This is a genomic window from Draconibacterium sp. IB214405 (assembly GCF_033963885.1).
Classification (GTDB): domain Bacteria; phylum Bacteroidota; class Bacteroidia; order Bacteroidales; family Prolixibacteraceae; genus Draconibacterium.
The window spans coordinates 825,027-850,917 of sequence record NZ_JAXBMA010000002.1 but is presented as its reverse complement, the minus strand read 5'-3'; the positions used below and the strand labels follow the sequence as shown (position 1 = coordinate 850,917).

General features: G+C 40.6%; 22 protein-coding genes. 16 read left to right on the top strand and 6 right to left on the bottom strand.

Annotation, left to right across the window (positions count from 1 at the left end; genetic code table 11):
• The first annotated feature begins 75 nt into the window (after window positions 1-75).
• From SLH46_RS09710 to gnd, 6 genes are all read left to right on the top strand, one after another.
• On the top strand, window positions 76-1,149 hold the full coding sequence (locus SLH46_RS09710; RefSeq protein WP_320280983.1) for a PfkB family carbohydrate kinase: 1,074 nt from the start codon (window positions 76-78) through the stop codon (window positions 1,147-1,149).
• A gap of 26 nt (window positions 1,150-1,175) precedes the next feature.
• Window positions 1,176-2,462 (top strand): lactate racemase domain-containing protein, encoded by a 1,287-nt coding sequence (locus SLH46_RS09705; RefSeq protein WP_320280982.1) that lies wholly within the window; start codon window positions 1,176-1,178, stop codon window positions 2,460-2,462.
• Between the two features lie 20 nt (window positions 2,463-2,482).
• A complete protein-coding gene (locus SLH46_RS09700) occupies window positions 2,483-3,496 on the top strand; it encodes a Gfo/Idh/MocA family protein (protein ID WP_320280981.1) in 1,014 nt (337 codons plus the stop codon).
• Window positions 3,497-3,517: 21 nt separating this feature from the next.
• Entirely contained in the window at window positions 3,518-3,934 is a 417-nt protein-coding gene (locus SLH46_RS09695; RefSeq protein WP_320280980.1) for a GxxExxY protein, read from the top strand.
• A gap of 30 nt (window positions 3,935-3,964) precedes the next feature.
• On the top strand, window positions 3,965-5,095 hold the full coding sequence (gene pdxB / locus SLH46_RS09690; protein ID WP_320280979.1) for a 4-phosphoerythronate dehydrogenase PdxB: 1,131 nt from the start codon (window positions 3,965-3,967) through the stop codon (window positions 5,093-5,095).
• Between the two features lie 76 nt (window positions 5,096-5,171).
• Window positions 5,172-6,626 carry a decarboxylating NADP(+)-dependent phosphogluconate dehydrogenase gene (gene gnd, locus SLH46_RS09685; protein WP_320280978.1) on the top strand — a complete coding sequence of 485 codons (1,455 nt, stop codon included), beginning with the start codon at window positions 5,172-5,174 and terminating at the stop codon, window positions 6,624-6,626.
• Between the two features lie 52 nt (window positions 6,627-6,678).
• Here gnd and SLH46_RS09680 read toward each other — a convergent pair whose 3' ends face one another.
• The gene (locus tag SLH46_RS09680) at window positions 6,679-7,716 is read right to left on the bottom strand and encodes a zinc-dependent alcohol dehydrogenase (RefSeq protein ID WP_320280977.1); all 1,038 of its coding nucleotides are present in this window, start codon (window positions 7,714-7,716) and stop codon (window positions 6,679-6,681) included.
• A gap of 196 nt (window positions 7,717-7,912) precedes the next feature.
• On the opposite strand from SLH46_RS09680, the gene SLH46_RS09675 reads away from it, so the two are divergent.
• Together SLH46_RS09675 and SLH46_RS09670 are read left to right on the top strand one after the other, a co-directional pair.
• Window positions 7,913-8,506: an ABC transporter ATP-binding protein gene (locus tag SLH46_RS09675; protein ID WP_320280976.1), complete on the top strand. Its 594-nt coding sequence runs from the start codon at window positions 7,913-7,915 to the stop codon at window positions 8,504-8,506.
• Window positions 8,503-9,339, top strand: a complete 837-nt coding sequence (locus SLH46_RS09670) for an ABC transporter permease (RefSeq protein WP_320280975.1) — start codon at window positions 8,503-8,505, stop codon at window positions 9,337-9,339. The genes SLH46_RS09675 and SLH46_RS09670 overlap by 4 nt, the downstream gene beginning before the upstream one ends.
• A 430-nt stretch (window positions 9,340-9,769) precedes the next feature.
• Here the strand turns inward: SLH46_RS09670 and SLH46_RS09665 are convergent, their stop codons facing one another.
• Together SLH46_RS09665 and SLH46_RS09660 are read right to left on the bottom strand one after the other, a co-directional pair.
• On the bottom strand, window positions 9,770-11,107 hold the full coding sequence (locus SLH46_RS09665) for an MATE family efflux transporter (protein WP_320280974.1): 1,338 nt from the start codon (window positions 11,105-11,107) through the stop codon (window positions 9,770-9,772).
• Window positions 11,108-11,183: 76 nt separating this feature from the next.
• The gene (locus tag SLH46_RS09660) at window positions 11,184-13,787 is read right to left on the bottom strand and encodes a DUF5916 domain-containing protein (RefSeq protein WP_320280973.1); all 2,604 of its coding nucleotides are present in this window, start codon (window positions 13,785-13,787) and stop codon (window positions 11,184-11,186) included.
• Window positions 13,788-14,071: 284 nt separating this feature from the next.
• On the opposite strand from SLH46_RS09660, the gene accC reads away from it, so the two are divergent.
• The 6 genes from accC (at window position 14,072) to rplI (ending at window position 19,102) form a co-directional block, all read left to right on the top strand.
• Window positions 14,072-15,577, top strand: coding sequence for an acetyl-CoA carboxylase biotin carboxylase subunit (gene accC / locus SLH46_RS09655; protein ID WP_320280972.1), 1,506 nt, complete (start codon window positions 14,072-14,074; stop codon window positions 15,575-15,577).
• 9 nt (window positions 15,578-15,586) lie between these two features.
• Window positions 15,587-16,096, top strand: coding sequence for a biotin/lipoyl-containing protein (locus SLH46_RS09650; RefSeq protein ID WP_320280971.1), 510 nt, complete (start codon window positions 15,587-15,589; stop codon window positions 16,094-16,096).
• Between the two features lie 10 nt (window positions 16,097-16,106).
• Window positions 16,107-17,642, top strand: a complete 1,536-nt coding sequence (locus SLH46_RS09645; RefSeq protein WP_320280970.1) for an acyl-CoA carboxylase subunit beta — start codon at window positions 16,107-16,109, stop codon at window positions 17,640-17,642.
• Between the two features lie 372 nt (window positions 17,643-18,014).
• The gene (gene rpsF, locus SLH46_RS09640; RefSeq protein WP_320280969.1) at window positions 18,015-18,371 is read left to right on the top strand and encodes a 30S ribosomal protein S6; all 357 of its coding nucleotides are present in this window, start codon (window positions 18,015-18,017) and stop codon (window positions 18,369-18,371) included.
• 3 nt (window positions 18,372-18,374) lie between these two features.
• Window positions 18,375-18,641 (top strand): 30S ribosomal protein S18, encoded by a 267-nt coding sequence (rpsR, locus tag SLH46_RS09635; protein WP_038561673.1) that lies wholly within the window; start codon window positions 18,375-18,377, stop codon window positions 18,639-18,641.
• Window positions 18,642-18,655: 14 nt separating this feature from the next.
• The gene (gene rplI, locus SLH46_RS09630; RefSeq protein WP_320280968.1) at window positions 18,656-19,102 is read left to right on the top strand and encodes a 50S ribosomal protein L9; all 447 of its coding nucleotides are present in this window, start codon (window positions 18,656-18,658) and stop codon (window positions 19,100-19,102) included.
• Between the two features lie 176 nt (window positions 19,103-19,278).
• Here rplI and SLH46_RS09625 read toward each other — a convergent pair whose 3' ends face one another.
• The 3 genes from SLH46_RS09625 to SLH46_RS09615 form a co-directional block, all read right to left on the bottom strand.
• Window positions 19,279-19,782: a GNAT family N-acetyltransferase gene (locus tag SLH46_RS09625; protein ID WP_320280967.1), complete on the bottom strand. Its 504-nt coding sequence runs from the start codon at window positions 19,780-19,782 to the stop codon at window positions 19,279-19,281.
• Window positions 19,783-19,791: 9 nt separating this feature from the next.
• Window positions 19,792-20,169 carry a RidA family protein gene (locus SLH46_RS09620; RefSeq protein ID WP_320280966.1) on the bottom strand — a complete coding sequence of 126 codons (378 nt, stop codon included), beginning with the start codon at window positions 20,167-20,169 and terminating at the stop codon, window positions 19,792-19,794.
• Window positions 20,170-20,291: 122 nt separating this feature from the next.
• On the bottom strand, window positions 20,292-22,970 hold the full coding sequence (locus tag SLH46_RS09615) for a putative LPS assembly protein LptD (RefSeq protein WP_320280965.1): 2,679 nt from the start codon (window positions 22,968-22,970) through the stop codon (window positions 20,292-20,294).
• 266 nt (window positions 22,971-23,236) lie between these two features.
• Between SLH46_RS09615 and SLH46_RS09610 the strand changes: the two genes are divergently transcribed.
• Window positions 23,237-24,361, top strand: coding sequence for an N-acetylmuramoyl-L-alanine amidase family protein (locus SLH46_RS09610; RefSeq protein ID WP_320280964.1), 1,125 nt, complete (start codon window positions 23,237-23,239; stop codon window positions 24,359-24,361).
• 51 nt (window positions 24,362-24,412) lie between these two features.
• Window positions 24,413-25,666, top strand: a complete 1,254-nt coding sequence (locus SLH46_RS09605) for an MlaD family protein (protein WP_320280963.1) — start codon at window positions 24,413-24,415, stop codon at window positions 25,664-25,666.
• Window positions 25,667-25,891: the final 225 nt, after the last annotated feature.

The window sequence follows — 25,891 nt, the reverse complement described above, 5'->3', positions numbered from 1 at the left end:
GCTTCGGAACAAAAAAACAGAACTAATCTTCATACAAAACGCTATACTATTTTGCAGACAATAAAATCAAACAATATGGAATTAAAACAAAATTGTAAATATGCCATGCTGGTTCCAACAAGTATGGGCACCCGCATCACTCCCGAAAACGGGCAACCGGTTCACTCGAGCGATAAATTTACTTTATATGCGACAAGTGCCGAAACAAATGTTGCCAGCATTGCCTCATTCCTCGGAATGCCGGTTAAAGTGTTAACCACTTTTGTAAAAGACAGTCCGATTGCAAAATTTATACAAAGCAATTTAAAAGCGCGCCACATGGATTACGAAGGTCCTGAAGTGGAGCAGGGAAATCCATGGGGTTACCGCCATCAGATAAACATTGCCGACAGTGGCTACGGAAGCCGCGGACCGCGCGTTTTTAACGACCGCGCCGGAGAAGTTGGCCGTACGTTGAATGTGAAAGACTTCGACCTGGAACGTATTTTTGGCGAAGAAGGTGTTCAGATCGTTCACCTATCGGGGTTGATTGGAGCTCTATCTCCCGAAACAACACAGTTCTGTTTGGAAGTAGCAAGAGCCGCAAAAAAATATGGTACAAAAATCTCGTTCGACCTTAATTTCAGAGCATCATTCTGGAAAGGCCGCGAAGAACAACTTCGAAAAGACTTTACCGAAATTGCTTCTGTTTCTGATATTCTTATTGGTAACGAAGAAGACTTCCAGCTTTGTTTTGGCATTGAAGGCCCGGCAGCCGGTGGCGAAGGATTGAATGCAAAAATTGACGGTTTTAAAGGACTTATCACTCGCGTAAAAGAGACCTTCCCAAATGCGTCGGTTTTTGCCACAACACTTCGCGAAGTTATTAGTGTAAACGAACACCTTTGGGGAGCCATTATGCTTGAAGGCGACAACTGGCATGTAGTTGAACCGCGTACCATCCGCGTACTCGACCGCATAGGCGGTGGAGATGGTTTTGTTGGCGGAATGTTATATGGAATTCTGAAAGACTGGGAACCTGAAAAATGGCCACAATTTGGCTGGGCAACCGGTGCACTGGCTACCACATTTTTAACCGACTACGCACAACCTGCCGACGAAGAACAGGTTTGGAGTGTTTGGGGTGGTAATGCGCGCGTAAAACGCTAATCATTTTAAATTAAAAATTTGATCAGATGATATATTTCGAAAAAGGTTCTACTGAAACAGCACTAAATGGCGAAGACCTGAGAAACGGGCTGTTTGAGGCCTTCGAAAAAATGGGAGCCAAACAAAAAGTTTTGGCTATACCGCCGGATTACACCCGTCTACCTTCTCGTGCCGGCGAACTCACCGAATTTACCTGGGAATATTTTGGTGAACGCCTAACTGATGTCCTTCCTGCATTGGGAACACACACGCCTATGACGATGGAACAGATCAGTCATATGTTTGGGAAAATGCCAACCGAACTGATTCGTGAGCACGACTGGCGAAACGATGTAATTACTTTGGGCACCATTCCCGCTGAGTTTGTAAAAGATGTTTCAGAAGGTGCGGTTGATTATTCGTGGCCGGCACAGGTAAATAAAATTCTGGTTGAGGGCAACTACGACCTCATTTTATCAATTGGTCAGGTTGTGCCACACGAAGTGGTTGGAATGGCCAATTACAATAAAAATATTTTTGTAGGAACCGGTGGTGCCGAAGGCATTAACAAAAGCCATTACATTGGTGCAGCCTACGGAATGGAGCGAATGATGGGCCGTGCCGACACACCTGTTCGCAAGGTCTTTAATTATGCCTCGGAGAACTTTTCAAATCATCTGCCAATTATTTATGTACAAACAGTTGTTGGACTAAATGATGATGGAAAGCTGCAAACCTACGGTCTCTTTATTGGCGACGATTTTGAAGTATTTGATAAAGCAGCTAAACTTTCGCTCGAGGTTAACTTCGAGATGGTTGAAAAGCCAATAAAAAAGGCTGTGGTTTGGCTCGATCCAACAGAGTTTAAAAGTACCTGGCTGGGCAACAAAAGTATTTACCGCACTCGTATGGCATTGGCCGACGGTGCAGAACTAATTGTTTTAGCTCCTGCATTGAAGGAATTTGGTGAAGATCATAAGATTGATGAGTTAATTCGGAAATACGGTTACTTTGGTACGCCGCACACCTTAAAACTGGTAAAAGAAAACGAAGACCTGCAGAACAATTTGGGGGCAGCAGCTCACTTAATTCACGGATCTTCCGAAGGTCGTTTCAATATCACTTATTGCCCCGGAAAAGGTGAAGGAAACATCACCCAACAGGAAATTGAAAGTGTTGGTTTTAACTATGGAGATTACGACGAGGTAACTGCAAAGTATGATCCAAAAAAGCTCAAGGACGGCGTTAATATTATGCCTGATGGTGAAGAAGTATTTTATATTTCAAATCCGGCAATCGGACTGTGGGCCTATCGCGAAAGGTTTGATTATTAATAAGAAAATCAACAGCAAAATTGAATAATTCAAGTAAGAAAAAAAGCATTAACTGGGGAATTATCGGCGTTGGCAACGTTACCGAAGTAAAAAGCGGTCCGGCTTTTTATAAAGTCGAAAACTCAAAACTGGTTGCTGTGATGCGCCGAAATTCGGAAAAAGCCGAAGATTACGCACGCCGCCACAACATTCCCAAGTGGTACAGCGATGGATCGGCGTTAATCAACGATCCCGACGTAGATGCCGTTTATATTGCCACTCCACCCGACACGCATGCGTCATATGCCATTGAAGCATTAAAAGCCGGGAAACCGGTTTATGTTGAAAAACCAATGGCGCGACATTATGACGAATGCCAGGAGATGCTTAAGGTTTCTGAAGAAACAAAAACGCCATTATTCGTGGCCTATTACAGACGAACGTTACCCGCTTTTTTGAAGGTAAAAGAACTGATTGAAAACGGCAGTATTGGCAAACCGTTAATGGTTAATATTAAACTGTACAAGCAGGCCGCAGAAGCCAATCAAAAACCGGAGGAGATGCATTGGCATGTTTTTCCGGAGGTTGCCGGAGCCGGACATTTTTTCGATTTGGCATCGCATCAATTGGATTACCTCGATTTTGTTTTGGGAAAGATTACTGAAGTAAAAGGACAGGCAGTTAACCAGGCCGGCCTCTACCCCGCCGAAGATACCGTATCAGGTACATGGAAACATGAATCGGGAGTTGTTGGCACCGGAAGCTGGTGTTTTGTAGCTGACGAAAATTCGGTTGAAGATTCTATTCAGATTGTCGGAGAAAAAGGCGAAATTTGTTTGCCTTGCTTTACGCATGGCGATGTGATAGTAAAAAACCAAAAAGGAACTGAAAAACTAAGTTTTAATAATCCACAGCATATCTCGCAAAACCTGGTTGAACAGGTTGTAAACGAATTATTGGGAAATGGCAATTGTGTAAGCACCGGTGAATCGGCAGCCCGCACAAGTTGGGTACTTGACGAGATGGTAAAAGATTATTACGGGAAACCACAATAGGCACATTAGAGCACATTAGTTATGATAACTCAAAAAATTGTAAATGCTATAACATACGATGTAATTGGATGTGCTATTGAGGTTCATAAAGAATTAGGCCCTGGACTCTTGGAAAGTGTTTATGAAAAGTGTCTTGCTCATGTGTTACAAGAAAATGGGATGAAAGTAGAGTGCCAAAAGAAAGTTCCTATAAATTTTAGAGGTTTGGAACTTGATGCTGATTTAAGATTCGATATTTTGGTGGAAGATTTGATTGTTCTTGAATTGAAGGCTGTTCAGGAAATTCTCCCCATACATGAAGCGCAACTTCTAACCTATTTGAAACTTTTAGAAAAGCCGAAAGGAATTTTGATAAATTTTAATTGTACCAACATTTATAAAGAAGGACAAAAAACATTCGTAACAGAACACTTTAGGAATTTACCGAAAGGAAACTAATGATACCTATTGTGTCTAATGTGGTGAAATATGAAAGTTATAATCGATAACAAAATACCATACATAAAAGGTGCACTCGAACCTTTTGCTGAGGTCGTTTATCTCCCGGGAAGTGAGACCACTCCTGAAGTTGTAAAAGATGCCGATGCAATTATCACGCGGACAAGAACCATTTGTAACCGAAAACTGCTTCGGGGATCGAAAGTAAAATATATCGCAACGGCAACCATTGGTTTTGACCACATTGATACGGATTATTGCAAGGAGGCCGGCATCGAGTGGACAAACGCTCCCGGCTGCAATGCTGAAAGTGTAAATCAATACATAGCTTCTGCGCTGTTCTCATGGTCGATGCGCAAACGAACTGACCTCGCCGGATTAACAATCGGAATTGTTGGCGTAGGAAACGTAGGCAAACGTGTTGAAAAAACCTGCAGAATATTGGGAATGAACGTCCTGTTAAACGACCCGCCACGTGAGAGAGCCGAAGGAAGTGAAAACTTTGTTGCGCTGGAAACGATTCAAAAAGAGGCAGACATTATTACTTTTCATGTTCCCTTAAACATGACCGGTGATGATGCTACATTTCATATGCTGGATGAAGACTTTTTGCAAAACCTCAAAAAAAATCCATTGATTATAAATTCGTGTCGAGGAGAGGTTTGTGATTCAGAAGCAATATACAACGCTATTGAAGCCGGTGACATTAAGGGATTCATCGCCGATTGCTGGGAAAATGAACCGGATATAAACCTTGACCTGTTAAACCTTTGCGAATACGGCACGCCACATATTGCAGGCTATTCAAAAGACGGAAAAGCTAACGGCACAAAAATGAGTGTTCAGGCCATCAGCAGATTTTTTGGTTTGGGAATTGACGAGTGGGAACCAACTAACATCGAGGAACCAGCAACTACCACCATCGAAATCGATGGCAGCCAACGTCGCGAATATTCTATTTTGGCTGAAGCCATTTTAAGCACCTACGACATTGAAAACGATGACGATGATCTGCGCGATGCGCCGCTTAAATTTGAGCAGCTGCGTGGCGATTATCCCGTTCGGCGCGAATTTGCCACTTACACCATCAATGCAAAAAATATAGAGGAGGACACCCTGAATAAACTAAAAGAATTAGGATTTAAGATTCAAACGAAATAGTTAAACAAAACCTGTAAAAACTGGTTTTGTTACTACAATTACAAAATTCAAAATAAAAAAAATAAAGAATATAAAAATGAAAAAATTAGCAGACATTGGCTTGATTGGGTTGGCCGTTATGGGCGAAAACCTCGTGCTCAACATGGAAAGCAAAGGCTACACCGTGGCGGTTTATAACCGTACGGTTGAAAAAGTTGACAAATTTGTAAATGGCAGAGGAGCCGGTAAAAACTTTATCGGAGCTCACTCGATTGAAGATTTTTGTGCCTCGCTTGAAAAGCCACGTAAAGTTATGATGCTGGTAAAAGCAGGTCAGCCGGTTGATGACTTTATTGATATGGTTATCCCCTATCTTGAGCCGGGTGATATAATTATCGATGGTGGTAATTCGCACTTCCCCGACACTATTCGTCGTACAAATTATGTTGAAAGCAAAGGTCTGCTATACATTGGAACTGGAGTTTCCGGTGGTGAAGAAGGTGCATTAAAAGGTCCTTCGATTATGCCGGGCGGATCGCCTGAAGCATGGCCTCACGTTAAAGAAATTTTCCAGGCTGTTTCTGCCAAAGTCGAGAGTGGCGAAGCTTGTTGCGACTGGGTTGGCGAAGGCGGTGCCGGCCACTTTGTAAAAATGGTGCACAACGGTATTGAATACGGCGATATGCAGATTATTACCGAAGCTTACCAGCTGATGAAAGAATTGCTGGGAATGAGCAACGATGAAATGCACGAGGTATTCAAAAAATGGAACGAAGGTATTTTAGATAGCTACCTGATTGAAATTACACGCGATATTTTAGGTTACAAAGACGAGAATGGCGAAGAAACCGTTGAAATGATCCTCGACACTGCCGGGCAAAAAGGAACCGGAAAATGGACAGGTATTTCTGCTCTTGATCTTGGAATTCCATTAACACTTATCGGCGAGTCGGTTTTCTCAAGATGTTTATCGGCACAAAAAGATTTGCGTGTGCAGGCATCAAAAGTAATCTCAGGACCAAAACCTGAATTTAATGGCGACAAACAACAATTTATCGACGATATTGAAAGTGCATTATTAGGTGCAAAAATAATTTCGTACGCACAAGGTTACAACCTGATGATGGAAGCTGCCAGCGAACACGGCTGGAACCTGAATTACGGTGGAATTGCTTTGATGTGGCGTGGAGGTTGTATTATCCGATCGGTATTTCTTGGAGACATTAAGAAAGCGTTTGATAATAATCCGGAACTGCCAAACTTATTGCTCGATCCATTCTTTAAACAAAAAGTTGAAGAAGCCCAGGCAGGATGGCGCCGTGTTTGTGCAACTGCATTATCAAATGGTATTCCGGTACCTGCATTAACATCGGCACTGTGTTACTTCGATGGATTCCGCAGCGAACGTTTACCTGCTAACTTACTTCAGGCACAACGCGATTATTTCGGGGCGCATACCTACGAAAGAGTGGACAAACCACGTGGCGAATTCTTCCATACCAACTGGACAGGCCGTGGTGGCGACACAGCTTCGTCGACTTACAACGCGTAAAAGTTTTAGTGATATAATAAAAAAAGGAAGCAATTGCTTCCTTTTTTTATTACTAAAGATTTATCATTGCTTTAATTGCTCCAAACTTATAGCCTTCAACTACATCAAAAGCCACCGGGGTTTCTTCAAGGTTAAACTCGTGGGTAACCATTTTCGAAACCTGTACTTTACCTGAAACCACCAGGTCGATCGCATCCTCAACACAATGATTTTGCCTGCGTACATTAATTATTGTAAGCTCTTTGCGACGCATCAAATCCATGTTAAAAACATATTGGGCGTCCGGTGGAATTCCAACCAAAACAAGTTTTCCTCCCGGTTTCAGAATTTTTATGGCATTATCAACTGCCTGCTGATCGCCACTCGCTTCAAAAACAATGTCCATCAACAGTTCTTCCTGTTTTTTTACTGCAGCTTCAACATCATCCCGGTTGGGATTAACCAACCACGAAGCACCTATTTCTTCTGCCCTGTCCAAACGATAATCCAGAGGTTCTATCATTCCAATATTCGGTACACCATCGGCGAGTAATTTCATTAAAATACTCAAACCAATTGGGCCGGCTCCCAAAATGGCTGTTGATGATTCTTTATGCTGCATTTGGGCAAGTTTGACGGCGTACACTCCTATCGATAAAGGTTCGATCAACGCTGCCTGCATAGCATTTAGTTGGTCTGAAACCGGAATACACGTGTAAGATGGCATAACGATAAATTCCGATAAACATCCTTCCAATTGTCCGGGGCAGCCTAAAAACTTATTGTTTCTGCAGGTATGAGGTCGTCCCGCTAGACACTGATCACAAGTTCCGCAATGAACGGACGGATCGACAACAACAAGATCGCCAACCTTTACATTGTTAACATCTTTACCTACTTCCACAATTATACCTGAACACTCGTGCCCAACAGTAAACGGATATTCAACCACCTGCGAGCCAATGTTACCTTCAGCGTAATAATGAATATCCGATCCGCAAACACCAATTGTCGATAGTTTTATTTTTACATCCTGTTCGCTTGTTAACACCGGATCGGGCACTTCGGTTAGTTTCATTTGTCGGATTCCGGTTAATACAACTGCTTTCATTTTTCAGATGTTTATCTTATTGATTTTTGAATTTCATTTTTCTCTCCTAAATACGATCTAAATATTCCCCGCCACACATTTATTATCCATCACCACTTCCCTTGCAATTTAAAACTATTCATTATGATTTAACGCCATAAAAGGAAAATTTTAATGGTTTTTCTCGTTGCTCTCTGAAACTCCGTATATTGGAGATATGATACAATGCAAAGATATCTGTCTGGCTTTTAACGAGAAGTCCATATTTACGAACTTTAACGCAAAAATTAAAGCTGGTGAAAACGTGTGTATTGGAGGTGCTTCCGGAAAAGGAAAATCCTCGTTGCTAAACCTGTTTCAGGGATATGTAATTCCACAGTCAGGTTCTATAAGTGTTGCGGGCAAAAATCTAAGTCCAACGACGATCAAAGAAATCAGGGAGCAAATAATGTATGTTCCTCAAAACATCCATCTACCTGTTAAAAACGGGTCTGCACTGGCTGATTTGATGGGGATTCAGAAAAAGTTGCCCAAAATAAAACAGGCACTGACACAACTGGGATTAACTGAAGACTTTTTAGAGAAAGATTTTATGAAAATAAGCGGAGGGCAAAAACAGCGTATTGTAATTGCCGTCTGTTTAGGACTCGACAAAAACATACTATTAATGGATGAACCTACTGCGTCGCTTGACGACGACTCCATTAATCTACTAATTAAAACCATTGGCAACTTAAAAGATAAGACTATTGTTTCTGCTTCGCACAACCAACAGTGGGCAGAAAGTTGCGACCGTATAATTGAACTATGAACACCATCATCGATATCAACCTTAAAGAACTGGCTATTGGAGCTTTTCTGTTGGTCATTCCGATCGTATTTTTTTACATCTACCGGATTAAATTGGTAAAAGATGTACTTATTAATGTTATTCGAATGGTCGTTCAACTTGGTCTTGTGGCACTCTATCTCGAATTTATTTTCGAGTTAAACAACGCCTGGATCAACTCTATTTGGGTGCTGGTTATGATTGTTGTTGGCGTGCTGACTGCAATAAACCGAATAGGATTAAAAACAAAGTATTTCGTTTTGCCATTTTTTATTGCCGGCCTCACATCCATTCTGATTATAGATACATTTTGCCTTGGGTTTATCTTAAAACTCGACTACGTTTTTGATGCCCGCTATTTTATACCGATTACAGGAATGATTTTGGGGAATGCACTAAATCACAATATTGTCGGGCTGAACACTTACTTTAGAGCGCACACCGAAAAGCGGGAACTTTACCGTTTTTTGCTGAGCAATACAGGTAATCAGCAGCTTGCTGTTCGCCCGTTTATTGAAGAGGCTGCAAAAACCGCCCTCAATCCAATGATTGCAAATATGTCGGTAGTAGGATTGGTTACGCTTCCGGGAATGATGACCGGACAAATCCTGGGAGGTAGTCAACCTGCCGTAGCGATAAAATATCAGATAATGATTATGATCGCCATTTTTGTTGGATGCACCATCAACATCTTTCTAAGTATAATTTTCACCAATAAGATCATATTTAACGAATACGGAAATATGAAAGACGGCTTGGTGAAGGAAAATGGACTGAGGTTAAAAAAGCCTTCAAAACACAGATTAAAACATTAGATTTTTAAGGCAAAAAGTAGTAGATGTTGATTGACATAACCTTTAAAACATTTATTAGTACAAACATGATTTTTATCAGATAATTGAAAAATGAGTATTTTTCGAATAATCCATCAACTTATTTAAAAATTTTCGAAACTATTATAAAACATATTGCTAAACTCGTAATTACTGACAATCAACACACTAAATAAATTACACGAGCATATTTTAACAAACATTAATTAATTTTAAAAAATACTTAAGGTTTGAGTCATTTTTATATTATATTAGCATCGCCTTAATGAATAAAACGAATTAGATACTTATTAGAACTAAGAACTACCTTTTCTCTATTAGACCAATAAGTTTTCTGATCTAACTAAACTAGACTATGAACAATCGGGTTATCAGCAAAAGATAACCCGCTTTTTTTTGTCCGTACTTTTAATCAGACTAATTTTTTCAGCAAACGTTTAAAACGGAAATAGAATAATATTCCGGCAGTTCCCAAGCCAACCAGATAGCCCAGCCATATTCCCTGAGGGCCAATGTCAAAAAGAAAAGCCAAAACATAACTTGTTGGAATACTTATAAAAAGATAGGCAATAAAAGATATCAGCATTGGTTTGGCTACATCGGCCATTCCTCGCAGCGAACTTTGCATAACCACCTGTAAACCGTCGAATAACTGAAATACAGCCGCAATAATCAGCAAACCAGCCGCAACTGCTATTACCTCCGGATCGGTAGTGAACAGGTAAGGCAACCACTTTCGTGCAAGTATAAATGTCAATACTGATAACGACATAATTCCTAAAACCAGATGAGTTGAAGCATATACAGCTCTTTTTAACGAAGTGTAGTCTTTCTCCCCCATTTGATGACTTACCCGAATGGTGTTGGCTTGCGATATACCCAATGCTACCATATACGATAAAGTTGCCAGCCCAAGTGCGATCTGGTGTGCAGCCAGTGGCGTTTCTCCCAACCAGCCCATCATTACAGCACCTATTGCAAACGCTGCAACCTCAACAATTAGCTGAAAACCGATTGGTATTCCCATCCGAAGCAAGGCTTTAATATTCTCCTTTAAAATAGATTGATGGTGTGCAAAAACGAAATATCGCCGGTAACGGTTGTTCCGCAGAATAAACCAGGCAAATAACAACGGCATACAAATGCGCGAAATAAGCGTTCCGATTCCAGCCCCCATTAGCCCCATTTGAGGGAAACCAAATTTTCCAAATATTAGAACGTAGTTTACCAGAATATTAATCACATTGGCGGTTAGCGTAATCTGCATGGCAATTTTTGTGTTCCCAATCCCTTCGAAAAACTGTTTTAACGAGAAGAAAAACATAAATGGCAAATACGAACTACAAAGTAAAAGAAAGTATGGCCGTGCCAGGTGTAATACATTTTCGGGTTGCCCCATATAAGGAAGGAAGAAATAAATACCGAACATTAAAACCATTAAAACAGATGATGCAATAAAGTGTGTGAACACACCATTTTTTAGCCATTTAATTGCTTTATGAAGTTCGTTTTGTCCGTAGGCTCTTCCAACCAGAGGAGTAAGTCCCATGGTAATACCCATTCCAAAAACCATCCCAATCACAAATATGCTGTTGGCGAACGAGGCCGCAGCCAACTCGGTTGTACCAACATGCCCCACCATCATATTATCGGCAAGCGAAACAGTTACCTGCCCAATTTGCGACAAAACAATTGGTAGTGCCAGAGTCAGGTTACGTCTGTAAAATGGAATATAGTCTTGAAATTTCACGCGCCAAAGATACTTTTTTATTTGTGCAAATTAACGAAGTCAGAAAAGGAGGAATAACAACCGCTTGTGGGTTGGATTACAACGAGAACCAGTAGCTAAACTTAATCATAAAAGCATTTTCGGCACTGATTTTACGAATGTCTTTGAAACTATCGAGTAATGAAGAATTATAAGCTTCCTGATACGCACTGCGATTATGACTCCAGACAAAATAAAACGTCGATCCGGTTTTATATTCCCAGCGCGCTACAAAATTCGATCTGAATTCCTGAAAATTGAAATCAAAATCGTACGATGAAAAATCATGATACACATTGCCATCGTTGTCTGTTAAGTAATTTCCGTCGCGCGATAAAAACTCAAAGCGTTGATTTAAATCCTTGGCTTTCGAGTCGTTTACTCGACGGTAGTCAACATATTTCCCTGAAGAAACATAAGGACTTCCATAATATTGCAGCGACAACTCGGGAGTGATAAAATACTCCGCTCTAAACGTGGTATAGAAAGTTTTGCGATCGAGATTTCCTACCACATATTCGGAATTGCCATTAACACTCGAACGGCGTAAATACTGGCTATTATCCTGCTCGTTTACAAAAGTAGAACTCGACGAGAGCATAAAACGGGTACTTATTCGCCAATCCATTTGAAAATTATAGCTGTTTTCGAGTGTAATATCATCGGCCGATCGTGAGAAATCGGTCATAAATCCAACAAAAAAGTCGCGCTGCGCATTCGTTTGAACAGAAGCCGCCAAACGATTTCGGTTGTCAATTCGTAAAGATGGTCCACCACGTAAACGCCTCGTATCAATTTCGTTTAAATATTTATACACTGCCAGATTAAAGCGCCAGTAATTCTTAAATCGTAAGGCTGTGGTAAAACTAAAATTATCCCTCAGGTTGTCTCCGTTAAAGGTCCAGTTATGACCTTGTGCCAAGCGGAACGAGTAGTTTAACAACAGTCCTTTTGGTTTATTTACAAGGTATTGTATCCTTGCATTCTGGTCGATATAATCGGCCTGACGCAGGTAACCAACATCATTTAAATCGACACCCGGCGAACGCCATTCTACATCTCCTGTAATTCTTAGTTTTCCGCTTCGTTTACCACCGGCCAGTTCTCCTCCCCAACCACTTAAACTGGTTCTGGTCGGATCATATTCGAGGTAGCTCGCATCTTCACGCTGAAAATAATGACGCGAATTTCGTTGCAATCGTGCAATCGACTCCTCGCTCCCGCTTATTCGGGAAGTAAATCCTTTTGCAGCAACGTAATATTTGCGGTTCTTCCAGTTGTGTTCAAAATCCAAACCACCAACAAGTGAATTATCGGTTAAAAATTCAAGATTTTCGTCTTTAATATTCCGAATCGATGAAGTAACAATTCCACCTAAAACCGTACTTCCTTCATTAAAATCCTGTTTCACACGGGCAATCGAATAATTGGAAAAAGGCTCAACAGCTTCCTTAATAGTTTCGTCTGCGGTTTTTATGGTAGCTGTTTCCCGGGCAGTCATACTGTTTACCAGCCCCAGCGAAAAACCCTTTTTATTTTTTCCGGTAAGTTTTAATGCATTGATAATTGAGGTGTTCTCAGGCATCTCGAAACTTTCGTATTCATCGTAATAGGGTTCGTAACTTGGCGCATGACCTATTCGACGCGAATAGAAAAGCATATCGTGACCGGAGTTATATTCCAAAATACTGTTACCTTCTAAAAAGAATGGTCGTTTTTCGTCGTAAAATACTTCATACGATGTCAGGTTCAGTTCTGAAGGATCTGCCTCAACCTGCCCAAAATCAGGATTAAAAGTATAATCGAGTGTAAAATTCGAAGAAACACCAATCTTACCATCTACGCCGAATCCAAGATTTGTTTTATCATCCGAGTTCGGAAAATACTGACTGCTGGCATATGGCATTATTTCAAAATTACGTTTGTATGGAATGTTTTCTATTCCGCGCAATTCGCCAAAAATATACACCATTGCCGGGGCATCAACCGGAATTAGCTTCCATTGGCTTTCTTCACTCAAACGATAGACATAGCGCCAAATGTGCATTCCCCAAACGTGTTCGTCTACGTTGGCAAAACGTATCTGGGTAAATGGCACCCGCATTTCGGCATACCAGGCCGAATCGCCAAGCGATGTTTTTCCATCCCAAACAGCATTCCAGTTAAAATCCCAACCGTATTCGCCCATGTGCATCAAATCAACTTTTTGCCCTGCAGAGGTAAGGTTAAATTCAAATGCAGTTTGTTTATCCTGGTACGAATCCAGTGCAATACCGGCAATGTCGCCGTTTAGTTCGTCGCGCCGCCCAAGTATTGGATCCATTTCTTCAGGTTCGTTATCATGTGCGACAATGGCAAAATAGAGGTACTTATCGTCGTAAAGAATTTTAATCTCGGTTTCCTGCGACGGTGCTATAGCCTGATGTGGCTGCTGTTGAATAAAATCTCCGTCCCATGTTCCAATCTTCTGCCAACACTCGTCATCCAATTTCCCGTCAATCTTCGGAGCCATCGATGTCCGTGTGGCATAATACACCCTTTTCATGCTGGCATAATGATTCACCAACGAATCATCCGACAGGGTATAATCATAATCCTGTGCTCGAACTACAAACACCAAGGAGGTAATAAATAGAAAGGTTAGCGTTATTTTAGACAGCATGATTGGTATTAAATTCGATCAAAAATAAACAATATCATAAAATAAAAAAACGCTTATCATAAAAAATATAATTTTAGACTCAATGCTTTTGTAATTCAAATTCCAACTTCCCAAAAGCGATTTAATACGCACTTTTTTAGATTTATTAACAAATAAGCGATTCATTCATTTTGATCTACGACTAACTTCAGGCCTAATTCAGCTACGCGTAAACAATTTTTAAATAACAGAGTTATTATTTGCAGAAATTAAGATGACTTAAACTTATATTGATTTCCTATTTTATGAATAAAATCAAAAAGATTCTGATCGCAAACCGGGGCGAAATTGCCATTCGGGTTATGCGTACCTGCCGGGAACTTGACATTGAAACAGTTGCCATTTACTCTGAAGCTGACAGAACATCGTTACATGTGCGTTATGCCCATGAAGCGTATTATGTAGGCAAAGCTCCTTCGAGCGAGAGTTACCTAAACGTTGACAAAATTATAGAAATTGCCAAGGCAAGTGGCGCCGATGCCATCCATCCGGGTTACGGATTCTTATCGGAAAATGCTGCATTTGCACGACGTTGTACCGATGAAGGTATCATTTTTATTGGTCCTTCTCCTGAAGTAATTGTCCAAATGGGTGATAAAATTCAGGCGCGTGATGCAATGACCGCAGCAGGAATTCCGGTTGTTCCGGGAACCGATGGTGAGATTAAATCGGAAGATGAAGCTTTGGAAGTGATAAAAACCATTGGCCTTCCGGTAATGATAAAAGCATCAGCCGGTGGTGGTGGTAAAGGGATGCGTTTGGTAAAGAACGAATCGGAAGTGGTATCTGCAGTTCGTGCAGCACGCTCTGAAGCTAAATCGGCCTTTGGCGACGATGCTGTTTATATTGAAAAGTACATCACTTCGCCGCACCACATTGAGTTTCAGATTTTGGCCGACCAGCATGGAAATACCGTTCACCTTTTCGAGCGTGAATGCTCCGTTCAGCGCCGTCACCAAAAAATGATTGAGGAAACTCCTTCGCCGTTAATGACGCAGGAACTCCGCGACGAAATGGGAAAATCAGCGGTTGAAGCTGCAAAAGCAGTAAATTATGTAGGTGCCGGAACCATCGAGTTTTTGGTGGACAACGATCTGAATTACTATTTCCTTGAAATGAATACACGTTTGCAGGTGGAACACCCAATTACAGAACGTGTTACAGGCATCGATTTGGTAAAACAACAGATTTATGTTGCCGAAGGTCGTGGACTGGAATTTGGGCAAACTGATCTTAAGCAAAAAGGTCACGCTATTGAATGCAGGGTGTATGCCGAAGATCCGGACAACAACTTTATGCCTAGTGCCGGTAAAGTTTATAAAATTTCAGCACCACTTGGCCTGGGAGTGCGTACTGATGGTTACGTTTACGAGGGTTATGAAATTCCAATCTATTACGACCCGATGATATCGAAATTGATCGTTTGGGGAAAAACAAGAGATGAAGCCATTGCCCGAATGCGCAGGGCGCTTTACGAATACAAAATTACCGGGGTAAAAACTTCGATAAAAATGTTGGAACGTGTAATGAACAATGAAAATTTCATTGCAGGAAATTACGACACCCATTTTATTGAGAAGAACCAGGAGCAGTTACTTTCTAAAAGTGCGAAAGACAATCCTGAAGACATGGTAATAATTGCTGCATTTATTGACTATCTCGACAAGTTAGGCAATGCAACGGCAACAACAAAAGAGTTCACTCCGGCACAAAGCCGCTGGAAAAAAATCTCGTACGTAAATCATTTTTAAACAAAAATTATGGCTGTTGAAATTAAAATTGGCGACAGAGTTGCCTGGGTTAACCTGTTAAAACAAGACGGCAATATTCTTGAAATTGAAGTTGACGGAAAAGTTTATAATGTAGATCTGATGCACACTGCCGACGGAACGTTCTCAATTCTCGAAGGAGGACATTCGTATAACATCGAGCTGGTTCCCGACGCAACGCCTAAAAAATATACCGCATATACCTTATACGATAATTTCGATGTGGAAGTAGTTGATGCCGAGGCACGATACCTGCAAAACAGAAATGCGAACGGCGCCGGACAGGCTGATAATAAAATCTCATCGCCTATGCCGGGCAAGGTTGTTAAAGTGTTGGTTGAAGTAGGCGATGTGGTACGTGAAGGCGACACTGTTATTATCATTTCTGCCATGAAAATGGAGAGTGAATACAAGGCCCCAAAAGACGGAACAGTAAAAAAAGTAAATGTATCAAACCAGGATACCGTTGACAGCAACCAGGTATTGATTGAATTGGACTAAAAGCAAACAAATGGATTTAAAAGCAAAATACGAACAGCTTGAGGAACTAAATGCCCAGGCAGAGTTAGGTGGTGGTAAAGAACGAATTGAAAAGCAACACGCTGCCGGTAAAAAAACGGCGCGTGAGCGTATTCTTCAGTTACTCGACCCGGGAACTTTTACAGAAATTGACAAACTGATGACGCACCGTAACTACGATTTTGGTATGGAAGCCAATAAAGTTTTGGGTGACGGTTTGATTTCGGGTTATGGCAAAGTAAATGGCAGACTGGTATATGTTTTTGCCCAGGATTTTACTGTATTTGGCGGCTCATTAAGCCGTGCAAATGCCGATAAAATTGTAAAGATTCAGGAACTGGCACTTAAAATGGGAGCTCCGGTGGTTGGATTAAACGATTCTGGTGGTGCCCGAATTCAGGAAGGTGTTGAAAGTTTGGCCGGTTATGCCGACATTTTTTATAACAATGTTATTTCATCCGGCGTAATTCCTCAAATCTCGGCCATTCTCGGTCCATGTGCCGGCGGAGCGGTTTACTCTCCTGCCCTCACCGACTTTATTTTTATGGTGAACGAAAAAAGTCACATGTTTGTAACCGGTCCGGAAGTAATAAAAACAGTTACTCACGAAGATGTAAGCAAGGAAGAATTAGGTGGCGCAACTACACATAGTACAAAAAGTGGTGTGGCGCATTTTACCGGAAACGACGAAGAACAAACAATTATGATGGTTCGTGAGCTGTTAAGCTTTCTGCCATCAAACAACCTCGAAGATCCTCCGGTAAAAGCAACCATCGATCCTTCAGATAGAATCACAGAAGAATTGCAGGAGATTGTCCCGGCCGATCCGAACAAGCCGTACGATATGCACGATATCATCCAGAATGTGATCGATAACAAACATTTTCTGGAGGTGCAACCACAATACGCGCAGAACATGATAGTAGGTTTTGCCCGTTTTGCCGGCAGACCGGTAGGAGTTGTTGCCAATCAACCGGGACACTTGGCCGGAGTATTGGACATTAACTCATCAGTAAAAGCAGCTCGTTTTGTACGTTTCTGCGATGCGTTTAATCTACCATTGGTAACCTTTGTTGATGTGCCGGGATTCTTACCCGGAACCGGACAGGAATTTGGCGGAATTATCAAACACGGTGCCAAACTGCTTTATGCGTTTGCGGAGGCCACAGTTCCGAAAGTTACTGTTATTACCAGAAAAGCTTATGGTGGCGCTTACGACGTTATGTCGAGCAAGCACATTGGTGCCGATGTTAATTTGGCTTATCCAACAGCAGAAATTGCGGTTATGGGACCTGAAGGAGCAATTAATATCATTCATCGTGAAAAAATGACCGATGAAGAGAAAGCCGCCAAAGTACAGGACTACCGCGATAAGTTTGCAAATCCGTACAAAGCAGCATCTTTGGGTTATATCGACGAGATTATTAATCCGCGCGATACACGTAAAAAAGTTATCGATGCACTTGAGATGACACAGAACAAACGGAAATCGAATCCGCCTAAGAAGCACGGAAATATTCCGCTGTAGTGGAGATTGATGTAGATTGAAATTCAGATTGATTAAGATTGAAGATAAATCTGGATAGATAAAATAGTAAGAGATTGACTCAAGGTAAATTGCTACTCTTTAGTCAATCTCTTTTTTATTGCAGAAACCTATCTTTGCTTCATCTAAGCTGTCATTTCGAAGGAGAGAAACGACTGAGAAATCTCTGGTCATTTGAATCATATTTCTCCTCATTCTTCGTCGAAATGACATTATATTTGCAGCGACAACCTATATCACACGATCGGACTGACAAAAAACCATCAAACTATTTGATAAATAACAATTTATTTCTATTTTTGCGCGTCCAAAATTTTGGATATTTATATTTAATAATTTAAAAATTAGATGATTATGTTGAATCAGTACGAAACCGTTTTCATTTGTACTCCCGTTTTATCTGAGCCACAGGTAAAGGAAGCGGTAACAAAATTCAAGGATCTCATCACCGAAAATGGAGGTGAAATGATCCACGAAGAAGATTGGGGCATGAAAAAACTGGCTTACCCAATTCAAAAGAAATCTACTGGCTTTTATCACTTATTTGAGTTCAAAGCCGATCCTGCATTCATTACAAAAATGGAGACTGATTTCCGTCGCGACGAGCGCGTTATCCGCTTCATGACTGTAAAACTCGACAAATATGCTGTTGCATATAGCGAGAAGAGAAGAAAACTTCAGAAAGCAAAATCAGAAAAAAAGGAGGATTAAACCATGGCACAAGGAAGTGAAATCAGATACCTGACTCCACCGTCAGTAGAAATCAAAAAGAAAAAATATTGCCGTTTCAAGAAAAACGGAATCAAATATGTTGATTACAAAGACCCTGAGTTTTTGAAGAAATTCCTGAACGAGCAAGGTAAAATTTTACCTCGTCGTATCACCGGAACTTCGTTAAAGTATCAGCGCAAAGTTGGCCAAGCCGTTAAACGTGCCCGCCAGGTTGCATTGTTACCATTTGTAACCGACATGATGAAATAAGAGGAGGACTTGAAATGGAAATTATATTATTACAAGACGTAGAGCGTTTAGGAAGCAAAGACGATATTGTTGAAGTAAAAGGTGGTTACGCACGTAACTTTCTGATTCCTACTAAACAAGCAATTGTTGCTACCGAGTCGGCCAAAAAAGTTTTGGCTGAGAACATCAGACAACGTGCTCACAAAGAAGCTAAATTGAAAGAAGAAGCTACTAAAATTGCTGAGCAAATTGTTGCCAAGAAAATTTCTATTGGTGCTAAAACGAGTACTTCAGGCAAAATCTTTGGTTCGGTTAACACCATCCAATTGGCTGAAGCGATCAACAAAAAAGGATTTGAGATCGACCGCAAACAGATCACTATTCCTGAAGACAGCATCAAAGAAGTTGGTACACATACAGCTAAAATCAAACTGCACAAAGAAGTTGTGGTTGAGATTGAATTTGAAGTTGTTGCGGAATAAGGATATTTTTGCATACACAATACTAAAAACGGTAAAAGGGTTTCCAAATGGAAACCCTTTTTATTTTGTGGTAATTGAGCGCTAATTACACGAATTGCACTATTCGAATTTATCACTCTGCGCTAAGCGGTTCAATCCGCTAAGCGCGTTATCAATGAAAGTCGTAGACAATAAAGTTATTGATCTAGTAGCTTCTGATAAGCAACAACATCGAGTATTCGACCAAACTTCTCTCCTACCTGTTTAAAATGTCCGCACTTTTCGTAGCCCATTCGTTCGAATAACTTTACGCTGGCTTCGTTTTCGGCGGTAATAATTCCCATCAATACTACAATTCCAACTTCCAAAGCTTTTTGTTCCAGGAGTTGCAACACCTCACGGCCAATTCCTTTTCCAAAATATTCAGGTTTCAGGTAAATAGTAACTTCTGCGGTACGATCGTAAGCAGCACGTGGTTTATAACGCCCCAGGTAACAATACCCGGCAAGTTCGGAGTTGTATTCAATCAGAAACGACTGAAACCGTTTATCACCAATGGGTAAAATTCCGTTTAAATCGTCCTCGCTTACCGAACCGGTATGAAAGGTTGCAGTTGAATTAGCTATGTAATAATTATAAATATCCTTAATCAGACTCAAGTCTTTCTCCTCAAGTGTTTTGAGGCGAATCTCGTTACTCATACTACAAGCTTATTTTACGGCAATTGTTTCAATTTCAACCATTACACTCAATGGCAACTCTTTTACTGCAAATGCAGCTCTTGCAGGCGGATTCTCGCTGTAGTATTTACCGTAAACTTCGTTCATTGCTTTAAAATAGGCCATATCGATTAATAAACAAGTTGATTTTACAACATCGGTAAAAGAATAACCGGCTTCGGTTAAAATCGCGCCAATGTTCTTCATTACCTGCTCCGTTTGCTCGGTAATTCCACCTTCTACAATTTTCATTGTTGCCGGATCGAGTGGCACCTGACCAGATATATAAAGTGTTCCATTAACTTCTACAGCCTGGCTGTAAGGGCCAATTGCAGCAGGTGCATTTTTAGTTGATATTATTCGTTTCATCTTTGTATATTTTTTGCGTGAAGATACAAGAATATGTCCCAATCTTCAAGATAAAAGAAAAGGCATATTGTACTTTAAAACGAATTTAGCATTGAAATGCAGGAAGATGTAATCGACAATAATTAGAAGCTAAAATTGTCGTAGTGACTTTGCTGTTTCTGGATCTTCAAATCAGAAAGCATTGACGAAGAAGCGCTGATGGTAAAGCTGTAGCTTTTTCGATATCCAAAAGGCACAAAGTTAAACGACATGTTCCAGCAGTGGAGGTCGCGGTTAAGGCGGAAAGACGTTAATGCAAATTCTTGTTCCTGGATATCGAAGTTAGTCATCGCACTTAATTTCCACTTTTCGGTAATACTTACATTGCCTCGTAAACCTAAAGTTTGAGTTACACGACCGTTCGGATAAGCACTGGTTGCTCCGGTATAGTTAAGGCTATAATCGAAACCAAAATCCCATGGAATACTAAAATCAATATACTCGTCGTAAATGGCCGGTAAGGTTTTTTCAGGCATCCCGGGTACCGATGTTCCTTCTGTTTCTCCACCCTTTTTATTGTCTTCGTCTTTCTTGTCTTTCGAGTTAAAATTCATTCCAAACGAAAGGTTTGCACGAGTTACACGCCCTAGTTTTCCAATTCCATTTCGTTCGTTCCAGGTGTATTTATGAATCTTGCGGTAGTTCTCATCAAGCATATACGGATCAAGCGTAGTTCCCATATTAATGCTAACTCCGGCAACTGTTGTACGCGCCCTGATACTAAATGGAGACAGGTTCAACGAGTCGGCAATAAGATTATATGATGATGCGATACTCAGGTTGTCAATAATTTTTACCTTCTTATATTTTTGCTCTTCATCGGTTTTGGTCGAATCGCGTGTATCCAGCTTTTTCATTTCCAGGTTATTGTTCAGGGAGAACGAAATGGCTCCGGTCTCACCCCGTCCTGGTGATCCGCCATAAATTCCACCCAGGTTGGTATCATAATAACCGGTATTCCCGTCTTCATCAATCTGAACTTCCTGCCAGTATCCGTAATGCTCGGCTCCAAAATCGGGTTTATAACTAAACGATACCGATGGAGTCATTTTATGGCGTATTGCTTTAATTTTCGAGTTAGGATTAAGCGGCTGATACGTTCCGTAAATGTTGGTAGATGCACTAATACTATAGGCATAATCGTAAACACGATTTAAGCCGGTAATCGTATCAATTCTAACATTATCCGGAATAGCTGAAGGATTTCCGGTATATTCGCCACCGGCTTCATAATTGTAATTGTACTTTTTGAAATACCACTTTTCGTTGTAACTGATCCCCGGACTAAAATTGACATGATTAAAAAGATTAAAACTTGGAAACGAGATAGGTATATTGTGTTTTATACCGTTTTTCCAGTCGGTAGCAAACGAGCTTTGAAAAATCTCGTCTTCTTTTGCCGATATCGAGTTTTTTAAGTTACCGGTATAGTTAATACCAAATTTTTCGTAGAACTTAATTTTTCCGCTCCGGTTCTTTTTTCTGAACGGATAAATCTTGGCCATACTAAACGTCATTTCGGGCAACGACAACGACATGGTGCTGTCTTTGGTATTTTGCGAATGACGCAGGTTCATCGACATATTAAATGGCGTATTCTCAAACTTACGCGAATACGAAATACTCGACGACTTTGTTGTGGTCAGGTACTCATTCATATCGTATGCATTCTGCTTATCGTAACCACTCGACGACATGTTTACGCTGGCCGAGAAAGTCTGATTTGGATTGGCTTTGCTGTCCTGCGTGTGCGACCACATAATTTTGTATTGTTTTGATTTGGAATAGGTATCCAATCCCTGTTCGCCATATTTATTAATGGCATAATCAAAACCAAAATTCCCGCTAAACTTATATCGTTTTTTATAGTTGGTCTTTATCCTTGTTCCCCACGAACCCCGCGAATAAATATCGCCCTGAACGGCCAAATCAAAATACTGGCTTGCTGCCCAGTAATATCCTCCGTCGCGCAGAAAGAATCCACGGTTTTGTTCTTCACCATAAGTTGGGATTAAAATACCCGATGAATAACTAGGCGAATTCGGAAAATAGCCAAACGGAAGTATCGGGAAATAAATCGGAAAATCTTCTAAAACCATGTACGCCGGACCGGTAATAATCTTTTCGTTCGAAATTACCTTTGCTTTGGTAAGGTGCAGGTAAAAGTGCGGATGATCGGCATCGCAGGTGGTATACTTGGCGTCTTTGGTAATAAAAACCTCTTCGCCAATTTTTTTGGTACGGTCGCTGTGAATAAAACCTTCGCCCTGCGCCGACACCACTTTTGTAATAAATGCTTTTTCGGTCTCGAAATTGTAACGCATCGTTTCCGACTCGTATTCTTCCGAACCTTGTTTAAACAGCGGCTTTTGGGTCATTTCGCCAACTGAATCGAGCGTGCCTTCCGCATAAATCTCTTTGGTTTCTAAATCCAGCTCAATGTAGTAAGCTTCGAGCTCAATATTCTGGTAGGTAACTTTCGCTTCGTTATATAAATATACCTTTTGCCCATCCAAAGAAACGATCATCGAATCTTTTGCAGTGTAATCAATCGGCTCATCAATTACCGCCTTTTCCTCTTTTACACCTACCATCGAATCCATGGCCACATTGTCGGTTAAAACAGTATCCGGTGCAACGGTAAATTGCGAAAAAGTGGTATCAGCAAATTGCTGCTGCGGAGCTATACTGATTTCAGGTTCCTGAGCAAAAATCAAAAAAGGAAGAACCAGGAATAAATATGTGATGATTATTTTATACAAAATGTTTTCTGCGTTTCAAATCTACTTGGCTGCACAAAAATATAAATATGGTGTATACTAAAGTGCTATAAAATGCAAAATAATGCTAATATTTCTATTTTTACGTTTACAAGTCTTAAGCGGGGCAAAGCAAATAAATAAAATGGTAGCGAACAAATACTAATACTCCGCACTTATGTGTTTATATAGTTGAATACAGATCAGATAATTACATGGCGCAACAACGATTTAAATTACTTCTGTTCATTTTTAGCCTACTCTTTGCAATGCATTCTTTTGCCGCAAATCCGGTATCGGGTGAACGTAAAAAAGAAGGCATTTCGGTTGTTGTTATCGATCCCGGACATGGCGGCCGCGATTTAGGTGCTGCGTTTGGCAATGCCGTTGAAAAAAACATTGTGCTTGATATTGCCCTGAAACTGGGAACAACCATAAAAGACAATTACCCCGATATTAAAGTAGTGTACACACGCACCAGCGATGTTTTTATACCATTATATAAACGGGCCGAAATTGCCAACAACAACGAGGCCGACCTTTTTATCTCCATCCATGTAAATGCTGTAGGCGCCAAAAGTGTGCAGGGAACCGAAACTTTTGTGCTTGGTCTGCACCGTAACGACGACAACCTGGAAGTAGCCAAAAAAGAAAATGCCGTGATTCTCCTGGAAGATGATTACAGTACCACTTACGAAGGTTTCGATCCAAATCTTCCGGAATCGTACATCATGTTTGAAACCATGCAGGAAGAATTCCAGGGACAAAGTGTTATGCTTGCATCGAGTATTCAGAACGAATTTCGCGATTATGCCAAACGCCTCGACCGAAGTGTAAAAATGGCCGGTTTTCTGGTATTGCGGCAAACCACCATGCCAAGTGTTTTAATCGAAACCGGTTTTATCAGCCACAACGGCGAGCGCGAATACCTTACCAGCGAAGCCGGACGAACACGTCTTGCCTACTCTATTTTCAGAGCTTTTAGAGATTATAAATTGAATATTGAACAGCGTAGCAGTTTTAACCTGGTAACAGATAATGAAACCGCACCGGAAAATGAAACGCCCTGGAATTCCAATTCTGCAGCAGCAGATTTATCACTGGCACAATCAGGAAATCAAGCCAACCGACAACAAGCGGATGAAATCTTTTATTCGGTGCAAATAATGGCTTTAACTCGAAAGATAGAAACCACGCCCGGAAATTTTAAAGGCGAGCAAAATATATTTCGCGATGACGATCAAACCCTCAGTCGTTATTTTTCGGGTAGGTTTAAAACACTTGCAGAAGCGGAGCTGGAGCAGAAAAGAATCAGTGCCAATTACCCCAACTCCTTTGTTGTAGCTTTCGAAAACAATAAGTTAATTTCTGTAAAAAAGCTAACAGAGCATTGATTATTCCCTTTTGAATTGGCTACTTTTACATTAAAATCTTATTTTTCCGCCATGAAGAATGCAAAATACACGAAACTCGGAATCTTAATCGTCTTTTCATTAGCCGCTCTTATCTGGGGCTTAAGTTTTCTGAAAGGCAACGATATATTTAAGCAAAACGACTATTATCATGTGTATTACAACCGCGTTGACGGGCTGGTAAAATCGAACGAAGTAACACTAAACGGTTATAAAATCGGACAGGTTACTGATGTAAAATTTGCTCCCGACAATACCGGTCGGCTGATTGTTACCTTCGCAGTTAATTCTTCATTTAAAATTCCGGTAGAATCTACTGCACGTATTATAAGTAGCGATATTATGGGAACACGGTCGGTCGAGATTGTTTACAGTGGCCAAAGCGAAATGTACCAGTCAAACGACACCATTCCCGGAGATATTGAAGCTGGATTAAAAGACCAGGTTAGTATGCAGGTGCTTCCACTTAAAAATAAAGCTGAAGAACTATTGAGTACGGTCGATTCTGCTATCACTGTGCTTACCATTATTTTTAACGAAGATGCCCGTCAAAACCTGATCACCAGTTTTGAAAAAATTAATCAGACCGTTGAAAATATTGAAGCCACAACTGCCGATCTTCAGGAAATAATGGCTTCGGAAAAAGATAATGTAAAAAATATCGTTTCAAACATTGAAGAACTCACGGCAACTTTTAAAAACAATGCCGCCGAATTTGAAGCTACAATAAAAAATCTGAACAGTTTTTCTGACACGCTGGCCAATGTTTCGGTTACAACAGTTTTAAACAATCTCGCAAATGCATCAGCAGAAATAGAAAATGTGTTGGAGAAATTAAACAGCGACGACAATTCTGCCGGGTTGCTACTTAACGACGATGAATTATACCAGTCGATAAATCTGTTATCGGAAAACCTCGGATTCCTGATTGGCGATATCCAGCAAAATCCAAAACGTTACCTTCAGGTTTCGGCATTCGATTTTGGCAAGGAAGTATATATTAATACAAAAGACGAAGCTACATCGAAAGACATTATTTTTAAAATTCACCTGCTTTCAACAAAAACACAACTGGGTACCGATGCTGAAATTTTTGAGGCGATCGATGATGTGGAAGAATACAACACAGGGAATGTTTATAACTATTTAACAGGCTCAACAAACAAGTATAGCGAGATAGAAGAAATCTATCAAAATTTACGTTTACAATTTCCGGAATCGAGTATCGTGGCGTTTAAAAATGGCCGACTTGTCAAGCTACAAAAGGCTCTCAAACAAATACGGTAATTAACCACGGCCTGTTGATAGCTATTTGTCATAAAAACCCGACCCCACCAGACCCTACCAGCTATTTAGTTATCGTTCAACAACTTAAAATCATTTGATTGATTTTCAGCCACTTACAAAACTTTCAAAAAATTAAAATTTTAAACGCCTGACTTATAACGAACTATGACAAATGTTATTTTTCCAATAGAATTATGATTTTTTTTTTAACTTTTTTTTCGCAAC

Coding starts and splice junctions, on each gene's coding strand:
- SLH46_RS09710 (WP_320280983.1), top strand. CDS start 76: ATGGAATTAAAACAAAATTGTAAATATGCCATGCTGGTTCCAACAAGT.
- SLH46_RS09705 (WP_320280982.1), top strand. CDS start 1,176: ATGATATATTTCGAAAAAGGTTCTACTGAAACAGCACTAAATGGCGAA.
- SLH46_RS09695 (WP_320280980.1), top strand. CDS start 3,518: ATGATAACTCAAAAAATTGTAAATGCTATAACATACGATGTAATTGGA.
- pdxB (WP_320280979.1), top strand. CDS start 3,965: ATGAAAGTTATAATCGATAACAAAATACCATACATAAAAGGTGCACTC.
- gnd (WP_320280978.1), top strand. CDS start 5,172: ATGAAAAAATTAGCAGACATTGGCTTGATTGGGTTGGCCGTTATGGGC.
- SLH46_RS09680 (WP_320280977.1), bottom strand. CDS start 7,716: ATGAAAGCAGTTGTATTAACCGGAATCCGACAAATGAAACTAACCGAA.
- SLH46_RS09675 (WP_320280976.1), top strand. CDS start 7,913: ATGATACAATGCAAAGATATCTGTCTGGCTTTTAACGAGAAGTCCATA.
- SLH46_RS09670 (WP_320280975.1), top strand. CDS start 8,503: ATGAACACCATCATCGATATCAACCTTAAAGAACTGGCTATTGGAGCT.
- SLH46_RS09660 (WP_320280973.1), bottom strand. CDS start 13,787: ATGCTGTCTAAAATAACGCTAACCTTTCTATTTATTACCTCCTTGGTG.
- accC (WP_320280972.1), top strand. CDS start 14,072: ATGAATAAAATCAAAAAGATTCTGATCGCAAACCGGGGCGAAATTGCC.
- SLH46_RS09650 (WP_320280971.1), top strand. CDS start 15,587: ATGGCTGTTGAAATTAAAATTGGCGACAGAGTTGCCTGGGTTAACCTG.
- SLH46_RS09645 (WP_320280970.1), top strand. CDS start 16,107: ATGGATTTAAAAGCAAAATACGAACAGCTTGAGGAACTAAATGCCCAG.
- rpsF (WP_320280969.1), top strand. CDS start 18,015: ATGTTGAATCAGTACGAAACCGTTTTCATTTGTACTCCCGTTTTATCT.
- rpsR (WP_038561673.1), top strand. CDS start 18,375: ATGGCACAAGGAAGTGAAATCAGATACCTGACTCCACCGTCAGTAGAA.
- rplI (WP_320280968.1), top strand. CDS start 18,656: ATGGAAATTATATTATTACAAGACGTAGAGCGTTTAGGAAGCAAAGAC.
- SLH46_RS09625 (WP_320280967.1), bottom strand. CDS start 19,782: ATGAGTAACGAGATTCGCCTCAAAACACTTGAGGAGAAAGACTTGAGT.
- SLH46_RS09620 (WP_320280966.1), bottom strand. CDS start 20,169: ATGAAACGAATAATATCAACTAAAAATGCACCTGCTGCAATTGGCCCT.
- SLH46_RS09610 (WP_320280964.1), top strand. CDS start 23,237: ATGCATTCTTTTGCCGCAAATCCGGTATCGGGTGAACGTAAAAAAGAA.
- SLH46_RS09605 (WP_320280963.1), top strand. CDS start 24,413: ATGAAGAATGCAAAATACACGAAACTCGGAATCTTAATCGTCTTTTCA.